The organism is Streptomyces calidiresistens, assembly GCF_014141525.1.
Lineage (GTDB): Bacteria > Actinomycetota > Actinomycetes > Streptomycetales > Streptomycetaceae > Streptomyces > Streptomyces calidiresistens.
Genome location: NZ_VKHS01000073.1, coordinates 1 through 12,077 on the forward strand (window position 1 = coordinate 1; position 12,077 = coordinate 12,077).

General features: G+C 72.4%; 11 protein-coding genes. 5 read left to right on the forward strand and 6 right to left on the reverse strand.

The window, feature by feature from the left end; translation table 11 throughout:
* The first annotated feature begins 131 nt into the window (after positions 1-131).
* Genes FOE67_RS05635 through FOE67_RS05655 form a run of 5 tightly spaced genes read left to right on the forward strand, consistent with a single transcriptional unit; the run spans position 132 to position 5,869 of the window.
* The gene (locus tag FOE67_RS05635; RefSeq protein ID WP_182661064.1) at positions 132-1,331 is read left to right on the forward strand and encodes an ABC transporter ATP-binding protein; all 1,200 of its coding nucleotides are present in this window, start codon (positions 132-134) and stop codon (positions 1,329-1,331) included.
* Positions 1,328-2,308: an ABC transporter permease gene (locus tag FOE67_RS05640; RefSeq protein ID WP_182661066.1), complete on the forward strand. Its 981-nt coding sequence runs from the start codon at positions 1,328-1,330 to the stop codon at positions 2,306-2,308. The genes FOE67_RS05635 and FOE67_RS05640 overlap by 4 nt, the downstream gene beginning before the upstream one ends.
* Positions 2,309-2,310: 2 nt before the next feature.
* Positions 2,311-3,405, forward strand: coding sequence for an ABC transporter permease (locus FOE67_RS05645; RefSeq protein ID WP_182661067.1), 1,095 nt, complete (start codon positions 2,311-2,313; stop codon positions 3,403-3,405).
* The gene (locus FOE67_RS05650; protein ID WP_182661069.1) at positions 3,402-4,454 is read left to right on the forward strand and encodes an ABC transporter ATP-binding protein; all 1,053 of its coding nucleotides are present in this window, start codon (positions 3,402-3,404) and stop codon (positions 4,452-4,454) included. The genes FOE67_RS05645 and FOE67_RS05650 overlap by 4 nt, the downstream gene beginning before the upstream one ends.
* Positions 4,451-5,869, forward strand: a complete 1,419-nt coding sequence (locus FOE67_RS05655; RefSeq protein WP_182661071.1) for a GH1 family beta-glucosidase — start codon at positions 4,451-4,453, stop codon at positions 5,867-5,869. Before FOE67_RS05650 ends, FOE67_RS05655 begins: the two co-directional genes overlap by 4 nt.
* A gap of 230 nt (positions 5,870-6,099) precedes the next feature.
* Here the strand turns inward: FOE67_RS05655 and FOE67_RS05660 are convergent, their stop codons facing one another.
* The 6 genes from FOE67_RS05660 to FOE67_RS05685 form a co-directional block, all read right to left on the reverse strand.
* A complete protein-coding gene (locus FOE67_RS05660) occupies positions 6,100-7,551 on the reverse strand; it encodes a glycoside hydrolase family 6 protein (protein ID WP_182661073.1) in 1,452 nt (483 codons plus the stop codon).
* Positions 7,552-7,746: 195 nt separating this feature from the next.
* Complete coding sequence (locus tag FOE67_RS05665) at positions 7,747-9,027, reverse strand: PP2C family protein-serine/threonine phosphatase (protein WP_182661075.1); 1,281 nt, start codon at positions 9,025-9,027, stop codon at positions 7,747-7,749.
* Complete coding sequence (locus tag FOE67_RS05670) at positions 9,017-10,024, reverse strand: SpoIIE family protein phosphatase (protein WP_182661077.1); 1,008 nt, start codon at positions 10,022-10,024, stop codon at positions 9,017-9,019. Before FOE67_RS05670 ends, FOE67_RS05665 begins: the two co-directional genes overlap by 11 nt.
* Positions 10,025-10,028: 4 nt before the next feature.
* Positions 10,029-10,421, reverse strand: a complete 393-nt coding sequence (locus FOE67_RS05675; protein ID WP_438874188.1) for an anti-sigma regulatory factor — start codon at positions 10,419-10,421, stop codon at positions 10,029-10,031.
* 110 nt (positions 10,422-10,531) lie between these two features.
* A complete protein-coding gene (locus FOE67_RS05680; protein WP_182661079.1) occupies positions 10,532-10,930 on the reverse strand; it encodes an STAS domain-containing protein in 399 nt (132 codons plus the stop codon).
* On the reverse strand, positions 10,927-11,805 hold the full coding sequence (locus FOE67_RS05685) for an STAS domain-containing protein (protein ID WP_323384306.1): 879 nt from the start codon (positions 11,803-11,805) through the stop codon (positions 10,927-10,929). Before FOE67_RS05685 ends, FOE67_RS05680 begins: the two co-directional genes overlap by 4 nt.
* Between the last annotated feature and the right edge of the window lie 272 nt (positions 11,806-12,077).

Below are 12,077 nucleotides of genomic sequence, written 5' to 3' on the forward strand. Positions count from 1 at the left end.
GCCCGGCCCCTCGGCCCACCCCGCGCTCCGGGGTGGGCCGACCCCGGCGGCGTCGTGCCGCGGCCGGCGCGAGGGCCGCCACGATCCGCCGCGCCCCGCGTTCCCGTCCCCCCTCTGGAGACCACCTCGTCATGCAGGAGAAGACCACCGATCCCTCCGGGAGTCCCCCCGGAAGCGCCCCCGGAACCGACCGCGAGGTCGTCCTGGAGGCGCGCCGGTTGACCAAACACTTCCCCGTCCGCCGCTCGGTACGGGCGCTGGGCCGCGGTGAGCGGCCCGTCGTGCACGCGGTGGACGACGTCTCGCTGACCCTGCGCCGGGGCGCGGTCACCGCCGTGGTGGGGGAGTCCGGGTCGGGGAAGTCCACCGTGGCCCGACTGCTGGCCCGGCTGTACCCCCTGACCTCGGGCGAGCTGCTGCTGGGGGGAGCGGCCGTCCCCACGCGCGGCGGGCGTTCCTTCCGCGCCCACTGCCGCCGGGTGCAGATGATCTTCCAGGACCCCTTCGGTTCGCTCAACCCGGTGCACACCGTGCGCTACCACCTCACCCGGGCCCTGCGGGTCCACGGCCGCGCCGGCAGGGGCGCGGCGGAGACCGAACGGGCGCTCACCGAACTCCTCGGCCGGGTCCACCTCACCCCGGCCGCCCGCTACCTGGACGTCTTCCCGCACGAACTCTCCGGCGGCCAGCGCCAACGGGTGGCCATCGCCCGGGCCATGGCAGCCGACCCGGAGGTGCTGCTCGCCGACGAGCCCGTCTCCATGTTGGACGTCTCCATCCGACTGGGCATCCTCAACCTGCTGCGCGACCTGAAGGAACGCCTCGACCTGGCGATCCTCTACATCACCCACGACATCGCCTCCGCCCGCTACTTCGCCGACGAGACCCTGGTGATGTACGCCGGGCGGATGGTCGAGGGCGGGGACAGCGAGACCGTCACCCAACGGCCGGCCCACCCCTACACCCAACTCCTGGTCGCCTCGGCGCCCGATCCCGATCGGATCACCGGCGCCGGCGCCGACGTACCGGTCGGGGAGTCCGAGGCCCCCGACGCCCCGGTCCACGCCGACGACCCGCTCTCCCGGGACCGGGGCACCGGTGAGCCCCCGAGCCTCATCTCCCCGCCCACCGGTTGCCGTTTCCATCCGCGCTGTCCGTTCGCCACGGAACGCTGCCGCACCGAACTCCCACCCCGCTTCGACCTCCCGGAACCGGGCCACTGGGCCGCCTGCTGGCTGCACGCCCCGACCACGGGTGACGGGAACGGCACGGGCGCGGACGCCGCCACCCGGCGGGAGACCGTCGGCCCGGGAACGGGGGCGGCCCCGTGAAATTCGTCCTCCAGCGCCTGGCGTTCTACCTGCTCACCGCCTGGGCCGCGATCACCATCAACTTCCTGATCCCCCGCCTGATGCCGGGCGACCCCGTGCAGTCCCTGATCAACCGTTTCCAGGGACAGCTCAGCAGCCGGGCCATCGACTCCCTGCGCACCCTCTTCGGCCTGGACGAGGAACGCTCCGTCTGGCAGCAGTACCTCGACTACCTGGGCAACATCTTCACCGGGGACCTCGGCACCTCCTTCACCTACTTCCCCACCGGGGTCTCCGAGATCCTCGCCCAGAGCCTGCCGTGGACCCTCGCCCTGATGGGCATCACCACCCTGCTCGCCTTCGTCCTGGGCACCGCCATCGGCATCCACGCGGGCTGGCGGCGCGGCTCCTGGCTGGACGGCATGCTGCCGCTGACCACCTTCTTCTCGTCCATCCCCTACTTCTGGCTCGGCCTGATCGCGATCGCGGTCCTCGCGGTGCAGTGGCCGGTCTTCCCGGCCTCGGGGGGCTTCGACAACTCCCTGGTGCCCGCCTTCAGCGTCGAGTTCATCGGCAGCGCGCTGTACCACGGCATCCTGCCCGCCGTCACGATCATCGTCAGCGCGGTCGCCGGCTGGATCCTGGGGATGCGCAACATGATGGTGACCGTCTCCTCCGAGGACTACGTCCTGGTGGGACAGGCCAAGGGGCTCTCCGAGCGCCGGGTGATGTACGCCTACGCGGCGCGCAACGCGATCCTGCCGAACATCTCCAACTTCGCGCTCTCCCTGGGCTTCATCGTCGGCGGCACCCTGTTGGTGGAGATGGTCTTCTCCTATCCCGGCATCGGCTACGTCCTCTTCCAGGCCGTCGCAGCCAACGACTACCCGCTGATGCAGGGCGTCTTCCTCATCATCACGCTGGCCGTCCTGGTGGCCAACCTCCTGGCCGACGTGGCCTATCTGCTGCTCGACCCGCGCACCCGACGGGAGGCCTGACCATGGGTGTCCAACCCGCCGCCGAGGCGCAGATGACCGCCGCCCCGGCACCCGCCCCGCGCCGGGACCGGCTGCGCTTCCTGCGCAACCGCAAGACGGCGATCGGTCTGACGATCCTCGGGGTCTTCGTGCTCATCGCGATCGTCGGTCCCTGGATCGCCCCCCACGACCCCTCGGCCCGCGGTCCCGAGATCCTTCAACCCCCCTCGTGGACGCACCCGTTCGGCACCACCCAGACCGGGCAGGACATCTTCTCCCAGATCCTGGTCGGCACCCGGGGGGTCCTGGTGGTCGGCTTCACCGCCGCCCTGATCGCCGGTTTCCTCTCGGTCCTGGTGGGGGTCACCGCCGGTTACCTCGGCGGCGCGGGCGACGACGTGCTCTCCTCGGTCAGCAACGTCTTCCTCGTCCTGCCCGGCCTGCCCCTGATCATCATCATCGCGAGCTTCCTCCCCGACACCGGCGACCTGGCGATCGCCGCCGTCATCGGTCTGACCGGATGGGCGTGGGGAGCGCGGGTGCTGCGGGCCCAGACGCTCTCGCTGCGCAACCGGGACTGGGTCCAGGCGGCCCGTGCCACCGGGGAGTCCACCTGGCGCATCATCGTCTTCGAGTTGCTGCCCAACCTCACCGCCGTCATCGCCTCCGGGTTCATCGGCACCGTCATCTTCGCGGTGCTCTCCAACATCACGCTCGCCTTCATCGGCGTCGCCGACATCTCGCACTGGAACTGGGGCACCGTGCTGTTCTGGGCGCAGAGCAACCAGGCCCTCGCGCAGGGCGCCTGGTGGTGGTTCGTCCCCGCCGGTCTGTGCATCGCCCTGCTGGGCACCGCGCTGGCCCTGATCAACTTCGGCATCGACGAGTTCGTCAACCCCCGCCTGCGCACCTCCGGCACCCGGGACCGGAGGGTGCGGATGCGGATCGGCTTCACCCCGGTGGTCCGCTCCGTCCGCCCGAAGGCCGACTCCCCCGAGGGGGCGGAACCCGTCACCCCGGCGTTCGCCGGACCCGCCGGGGCGTCCGCCGCCGGGGGTGACATCGGGCCGGACGATCCCGGGAGCCGGCCCCGCCTGTCCGAGGAGACCCACCGATGAACGAACCCCCCGTCCTGGAAGTCCGGGACCTGCACGTGGACTACGGACTCGGCGACGAGGCCGTGCACGCCCTGACCGGCGTGGACATCACCCTGCGACGGGGCGAGATCCTCGGCCTCGCCGGGGAGTCCGGTAGCGGCAAGTCCACCCTGGCCTACGGCGTCACCCGGCTCCTCCCGCCGCCGGGGGTGATCACCGGCGGGGAGGTGCGGTACCACGCCCGCGACGGCTCGGTCACCGAGATCCTCGACCTCACCGACCACGAGCTGCGCACCTTCCGCTGGCAGGAGATCTCCCTGGTCTTCCAGGGGGCGATGAACTCCCTCAACCCCGTGCTGTCCATCCACAGCCAGCTCACCGACGTCCTGGCCGCCCACCGGCCGGGCATGAGCCGAGCCGCCCGGACGGAACGGGCCGTGGAACTCCTCAAACTCGTCGGCATCCCCGCGGACCGCCTCTCCGGCCACCCCCACCAGCTCTCCGGCGGGATGCGGCAGCGGGTGATGATCGCCATGGCGCTCGCCCTGGATCCCGAGATCGTCATTCTCGACGAACCCACCACGGCCCTGGACGTGGTGATGCAGCGCCAGATCCTCACCCGTCTGGCCGAGCTGCGGGAACGCCTGGGCTTCTCGGTCGTCTTCATCACCCACGACCTGTCGCTGCTGGTGGAGTTCTCCGACCGCATCGCCATCATGTACGGCGGCCGGATCGTCGAACAGGCCCCGGCCCGCGACCTGTACCGGGAGGCCCACCACCCCTACAGCCACGGTCTGTTGCACTCCTTCCCGGCGCTGCACGGCCCGCGCCGGGAACTGACCGGCATCCCGGGGTCCCCGCCGGACCTGCGGGCGATGCCGAGCGGTTGCGCCTTCCACCCCCGCTGCCCGCGGGCCTTCGAACCCTGCTCGCGGGAAACCCCCCGGCTGCTTCCCCCCTCCGGGGCGGACGACCGACCGCAGGAGCCGGGTCGCCACCGGAACGGAACGGATCCGTCCCGCTCCGTCGCCTGCCTGCTGCACACCCACCACGGATTTGGAGCCCCATGACCGCCGCCCCGTCCCGCACCACCGCCCCCACCGGTCGCCCGGTCGCCGAGGCCGTCGCCGGACTGCCCACCGACTTCCGGTGGGGCGTGGCCACCTCCTCGTACCAGATCGAGGGGGCCACCGAGGTCGACGGCCGCACCCCCTCGATCTGGGACACCTTCTGCCGCGTCCCCGGCGCCGTCGAGGGAGGGGAGAACGGCGACCTCGCCTGTGACCACTACCGGCGGATGCCGGAGGACGTCGCGCTGATCGCCGACCTCGGTGTGGACACCTACCGCTTCTCCCTGGCCTGGCCCCGCATCCAGCCGCACGGCAGGGGCCCGGCCAACGCCCGGGGCCTGGCCTTCTACGACCGGCTGGTCGACGAACTCCTCGCCCGCGACATCACCCCCTGGATCACTCTCTACCACTGGGACCTGCCCCAGGAACTGGAGGACGCCGGCGGCTGGCCCGCCCGGGACACCGCCGAACGCTTCGCCGATTACGCGGCCCTGGCGTACGGCGCCCTCGGCGACCGGGTCCGTCACTGGACGACCCTCAACGAACCGTGGTGCTCGGCCTGGCTGGGCTACCACACCGGCGAGCACGCCCCCGGACGCAAGAACTTCGGCGACGCCATGCACGCCGTGCACCATCTGCTGCTGGCCCACGGCACGGCCGCCCGACGGCTCCGCGAGGCCGCCGGCTCCCGCCCCCTGGAACTGGGCATCACCCTCAACCTCGGCCACCACGCCCCGGCCGGCGACTCGGCGGAGGACCTGGCCGCCGCCCGCGCCGCCGACGGCATGGGCACCCGGCTCTACCTCGACCCCCTGGTGCACGGCCGTTACCCGGAGGACGTGCTGGAGTCCCTCGCGGCGCGGGGCGTCACCATGCCGGTGCGCGACGGCGACATGGAGACGATCGCGGCCCCCCTGGACGTGCTGGGCGTCAACTACTACTCCAGTCACCTGCACAGCGGGACGGCGGAGGACGGCTCCACCACCGACGCCGACGGCCTGCCCGTCGTGCGCGGCGTCGCCCACGGCCGCCCGCGCACCGCGATGGGGTGGGAGATCGTTCCCGAGGGGCTCACCGCCCTGCTGCTCCGCCTCCAGCGGGACTACGGCCTGCCCACGGTCATCACCGAGAACGGCGCGGCCTTCGAGGACCGGCCGGCGGCCGACGGCTCGGTTCCCGACCTCGACCGCATCGCCTACCTGGACGAGCACATCCGGGCGGTGGCCCGTGCCCGGCAGCAGGGGGCGGACGTGCGCGGCTACTTCGCCTGGTCCCTGATGGACAATTTCGAGTGGGCGTACGGCTACGCGAAGCGGTTCGGGATCGTACGGGTGGACTACGACACCCAGCGGCGCACCGTCAAGGACAGCGGGCTGTGGTACGCCGACACCATCCGGGCGACCCGGGGAAGGTGAGCCGGGCGCGATCCGGCACGGAAACGGGGGCGCGGTTCGCACCGCGCCCCCGCTCCACCGGACCGCTCCCGCGCCCGACGGGCCGACGGGGCACCGGCCCCCGTCGGACCGTTCGGTCGCCCCGGGGCGGCCCCTCCCGCCCGGGCCCCCTCGGGGCACCGGGCGGAGACCGGGGCGGGCGCCGGTTCGTCCCGCCGGCGGTCGGCCGGTGGGCCCGGGACGGGGTCGGATCAGCCCCGGGTCAGGGTGACACTGCCCGGACGGGCGTTCTCACCGCTGAAATCGGCGTTGAAGCCCAGCGTCACCGAGCCGCCGTCCGGCACCGAACGGTTCCAGGCGACAGGGGTGCACGTCACCCGGTTGCCCTGCTGGGAGCACTCGGCGTTCCACGCGTTGGTCACCCGCTGGTTGCCGGGGAAGGTCCAGGAGACCGTCCAACCGTCGAGTGAGGCGCCGGAGCAGGAGACGGCCACCTCGCCGGTGAAGCCCCCGGACCACTGGTTGGCCACCCGGTACTCCGCGGCGCACCCGGTGCCCGGCGAACCGCCGCTGCCCGCGCTCGTGCCCCCGCCGGAGGAACCCCCGGTCGTCCCGCCCGTGGTGCCGCCCGCCGTGGTGCCGGAGGTGCCGCCGGAACTCGTGCCCCCCGTGGTGCCGCCCGGGCCCCCGTCCCGGGCGTTCTGGGCCAACTCGTGGGCGATGTCGGGGTCGAACCGCCCCGCAGGGCCGGCGCAGCCGTCCAACTCGCCCGGCGGCTTGATCCAGAAGTAGGCGTGGATCTGCCGGTCACCGGTGTTCGCGGTGGGGGCGATGCCCACCCCGCGACCGCGCGGGTCGCACCACTCGCTGTCGGCCGTCGGCCCCAGGCCGTTGCGGCTGGTGTCGATGATGGCGCCCAGGTTGGAGCCGCCCAGCTGGTTCAACACGTTCTTGGTGAAGGCCACCTCGTCCGGGGTCGCCCGGTAGTTGGAGGCGTTGCTGTAGATGCCGTTCCCGTTCTGCACCACTCCGGCGGCACGCAGGCGCTCGGCTATCACGGCGGGGCTGTGCCAGGAGGAGTGGCCGGCGTCGTAGTAGACCCGGGCGGAGGGGTTGGCCGAGCGGATGACCTGACCGGCCCGGGAGAGGGAGGCGTAGCGGGCGGTCCGTTCCTGACTGCTCAGGCAGTCGACCAGGGCCAGTGCGTCCGGTTCGAGGATCACCACGACCGGTGCGCTGCCCAGGCCGGCGGCGAAACGGTCGATCCAGGTGTCGTAGGCGGCCAGGTTCGGCGCGCCGCCGGCGGAGGCGCCGCCGCAGTCGCGGTTCGGCATCTGGTAGGCCACCAGTACCGGCACCTGCCCGGCGGCGGCGGCCGGGCCGGTGACGGCCCGCACGTCCGAGGTGACGGTGGAGGGGCTGTAGTTGGAGAACCAGATGCCCTGGGCGCGCTGACCGATGACCCGGTTGATCAGCGGCTGTCGGGGGTCGTTCTGGTTGGCGGCGGTCCAGCGTGCCACCTGGGAGTCGGGGTCCCGGTAGAAGGTGGTGCCGGACGGCAGTTCGGCGGACGCCTGTTGCGGCATGGCGAACAGCAGACCGCCCGCCAGCGCGGCGACCACGCCGCCGACGAGTGCCCCGAGGCGTTTGCGCCGGGGCCGGTGGTGCCTACGGCTCTTGTTGATCACTTCGCTACTCCGCATCTTTCCCGTGGGGGAGTCGGCCGGCCCGATGCGAGACAGGGCACGGCGACAGGTTGCGATGGGAGCGCTCCCATGATCCGGCAGGCTACAACGTCCCGTCGAAGCTGTAAACGCGTCGCGTCCGGGGACCCGGTTCCCGCCCCCGGCGCCCACCGTGCCTCCCGATCCTCCCCCTCGTTACGGCCGTCACCGCCGTCACCGCATGCCCGGCCGGGCCCCGGGGGACCCGGCCGCCGAGGCCCCCTCCGGCCCCCCGGAGGGAATCCGCAGCGCCAGGGCGAGGGTGTCGTCCGGATGCAGGATGACGGTGTGCATGTCCTCCGCCACCGCCCCCGGCACCTCCGCCAACGGGCGCCGCGCGTGCTTGCGCACCGATTCCATCAACCTGACCTCGCCCTCGCGCGGATCCCGGCGGCTCTCGGTCAGTCCGTCGGTGTAGAGCATCACCAGATCCCCCGGGGCCACCGTCGTCCGCAGCAGCCGCTCGCTGCCCGGCAGCGGGAAGCCGATGCCCCGACCGGGCACCTCCAGGTACTCCGCCGTGCCGTCCTCCCGCACCAGCAGCGCCGGCGGGTGGCTGCCGTTGGCCAACTCCAGCACACCCGTGCCCAGATGGACCCGGGCCAGCAGCACGGTCGCCATCAGGTGCCGGTCCAGCGGCAGCAGCACCTCGTCGGTGCGCGCCACGATCGACTCCAGCGGATGCCCCTCCAGCGCGAGGGTGCGCACCGCGTGGGTCACGGTCAGCGCGCTGCGGGTGCTGGTCACACCGTGCCCGAGCGCGTCCACCACCGTGATGTGCACCGAGCCGTCCGGCAGGGCGAACCAGTCGTACAGGTCCCCGCCCGTGGGGGCGTCGGTACCGGCGGGCTCGTAGTGCACCGCCAGTTCCAGCCCCGGCAGCTCCAGCGGGGGAGGGCGCAGCGCGTCCTCCAACTCGCGCAGGAGTTGACCGTGGGCGGTGCGCAGTCGCTCGTCCCGCTCCTCCAGTTGGACGTACAGCGCGAGCACGCCCCGGTTGGTTTCCGCGAGTTCGTGCTCCAGATCCCGGCGGGCGGCGGAGAGCTTGTCCATTCGGCTCAGTACCGCGAGCAGTTCCTCCTCCACCGCCTCGCCGTCCGGGGCGTCGGGGCAGGGGAGGCCGTCCGACGCCTCCGGCAGCGGAAGCCGCCAGATCAACGTCCCGTCCGCCCCCACCTCGGGCGGCAGCGGCAGGTCCCCGGTACCCAGACTCCGGCCGGTGCCGGCCGGGCGGCACCCCACCACCAGCCATCCGGGACGCCCTTCCCCGTCCCCCTCCACCACGGAACTCAGGCGCACGCACCGGCGGGCGGCGAACTCCCCGCGTGCCGCGGTGGTGACGGACAACACCAACCGGGCCCGCATCTCCACGGGCAGCCGGTGACGCAGGGCCAGTCGGCGCACCGCGCGCCGCAGCCGATCCGGGGCGCAGTGACGGCTGGTCTCAGAGGTCATGGGTCCTTCGTGTCCCGATGGTCAGCACCGTGCTGTCGTCACGGGCGATGCGGTGGGCGTGGGTCAGGGCGGCGGCCAGCAACGGGGGCGGCAGGCGCAGCAGGAAGGGTGACGGCGACCTGATCCAGCGGTCGTCGATGCCGTCGCTGTGGAGCACGATCGTCGATCCGGGCGGCGACTCCACGCGCCGCACCATCGGCCGGGGCATGTTCCACCCCACGACACCGGGCGGGCCGGAGGCGACGGAGGCGATGGTGCCGTCCGGCGACACCACGCGGCACCGGATGTTGCCCACCCCGCACCACTCGGTGCGTCCCCGTTCGGTGCGCAGCACCGCCACGGCCGCGCCCCGGGTGTGCCGCAATCCCTTGTTGAGGGCGGTCAGGACCTCCGGCAGGGGACGCGAGGGGTCCCGGCGGTGCACGCGCACCGCCGCCCGGGCCACCTCGGCGGCCGTCTCCCCGTGGCCGAGGGCGTCCACCAGGACCACGGTGCGCACCCCGTCCGTCTCGTCGATCCGCCAGGCGTCCCCGCCGACGCGCTCCCCCTCCACCGGTAGGCAGACGGCCCCCAAACCGGGATCGCCCGCCGGGCGGCCGGGAACGGCCAGCCGGGCGGAGGCCACGGTGCCCGTGCCCCGTTCGGTGCGGATCGTGAATTCCTGCGCGATGCGTCGGACCGCCCCCAACCCACCGCCCAGCGTGCCGGCGGTGCTGTATCCGTCGGTCAGGCACAACGCGAGATCCAGCATGCCGGGACCCCGGTCGACGGCGATGATCTCCATCGCGTCACCGGGTGGCAACGGCTGGAGGTAGATCACACCCTGGGACGCGTGCTTGGCGAGGTTGCCGGCGAGTTCCCCCGCGACCACCGCTGCCCGTTCGGCGAGGGAGTCGCTCCATCCCAGGGAGAACGCGGTGCTCCGGGCCACCGATCCGGCGTGCTGGACGGCGCTCTCGTGATCGATGCGGATCTGCTCGGTGAGGGGCTGGGGCACCGGCTCACCGCTCGGTCCAGCGGATGGCACTGACCGTGGTGCCGACGCCGGGTTCGGTGTGGATGCGGAACTCGTGCATCAGGCGTCGGGCGCCGCCCAGGCCGTGGCCGAGCCCGGCCCCCGTGGTGTACCCGTCCTCCAGCGCCTGCTCCACGTCCTCGATGCCCGGTCCCTCGTCCCGGGCGACCAGGAGCAGTCCGGTGCGGCCGTGGCGGTTCAGGCGTTCCAGGGACATGGTGCCGCCCCCGCCGTGGATGTAGGTGTTCCGTGCCAGCTCACTGGCGGCGGTGACCACCCGGGTCTGGTCGATGAGGCTGAAGCCGCACTCGAGGGTGGCGGCGCGCACGGCGTGCCGCACCACCAGGAGGTCCTCCTCCGTGCGGACCTCGTGCACCACGGGCGTGCCGGAGGGACCCCCCGACACGCCGATGGACGGGCCGACGGGGTCCGGCGTCGGGCGTGACGCGGGACGGGAACGCCGTGTGGCGACCACCTCGTCGGTCATTTTCACCGGGTGCCCCTCTCCGGGGGTTGTGAACCGTGGTACCACCCGAGGGCCTGCATGCCCCGTTCGGCGGTGAGTGCGGTTTCGACGCCCTCCAGGGCCAGCCCCAGCTCCACCAGGGTGATGGCCACCGGTGGGCGCATGCCCGCCACCACCACCCGGGCCCCCAGCAGGCGCGCGGTGGTGGTCAACTCGCTCAGGGTGCGGGCGACGAAGGAGTCGATGATCTCCAGACGCGAGATGTCGATGAGCACGCCCGCCGGGCCGTCGGCGGCGATGCGCTCGGTGAGCTCGTCGGTGAAGGCCCGGGCGGTTTTGTCGTCCAACTCGTCCAGGAGGCCGGTGACCAGCACGTTCCCCAGACGCAGGATGGGCACCCCGGCGGGCACGGGGGCGCTCATCGCGCCGCCGTCTGGTCGCCGGAGACCCCCGGGGCGTCGGTGATCCGCACGGCCGCCGCGAGGGCGTCGGCCAGGGTGGTGCGGGTCAGGATGGTGGACAGGTCGATACCCAACTGGGCGATGGTCTGGGCGATGGGCGGCCGGATGCCGCTGATCACGCAGTCGGCCCCCATCAGACGCACGGCCGTGACGGTCTGCATGAGGTGCTGGGCCACCGAGGTGTCCACGGCGGCGACACCGGTGATGTCGATGATGGCGACCTGCGCCTCGTGGGTCTGGATGGCCTGCAGCAGGTTCTCCATGACCACCTGGGTGCGGGTGGTGTCCAGGGTGCCGATCAACGGCACGGCCAGCACGTGCTTCCACAGTTGGACGACCGGGGTGGAGAGTTCCATCAGCTGCCGGCTCTGCCGGCTGATGATCTCCTCGCGACCGGTGACGTAGATGTCGAAGCTCAACGCGCCGGCGGCGTCCAGCAGCCGGTTGACGGTCAGGGCGACGGCGAGCAGTTCGTCGGTGTCCGCCACCCGGCGCTGCACCGCCTCCAGCAGCGCCTCCTTCAGCGACAGCACGGCCAGCGAGGTCACGGTCGGGGCGGTGCCCAGTCGGGCCCGCTGGAGCGAGAAGTCGGTCACGGCGGTCCGCAGGTCCTCGTCGGAGGTCACCACGCGATCCACCGGCAGGTCGCTCTCCAGACCCGCCCGCAGGGCCGCGATCAGGGCGTCGGCCTCCCCGCGCAACTCGGTCTCGCTGATGCTCGAGCCCACCGCACCCTGCTCGATCTGGAGCTGCACCCACCGATCGGCGATTTCCTCGTCGCGATCCGCGAGCACGCTCGTGAGGTGATCCCGCACGGCGGCCTCGCTGACACTCACCATGAAATCCTTCGCTGTTGTCTGGTCGGGCCGATCGATTCCCGCATCACGATCCGGCTCCGTGGTACACCCGGAACAGGATCCGGTGTACCACACATGGACAACGACCCCGCTGCACCATTCGTTTCCGAACGGCAAATGTTAGCCCTGTTCGCAGGCCGCCGAAAGCCGGAGACCGACAACGGCACACAACCTGCGCAACCCGTGGTCCGCCGGAGGGTATTCCCCGATGTGATCCGGATCGCGCTCGTGCTCGCCCGCCACCCGACCCC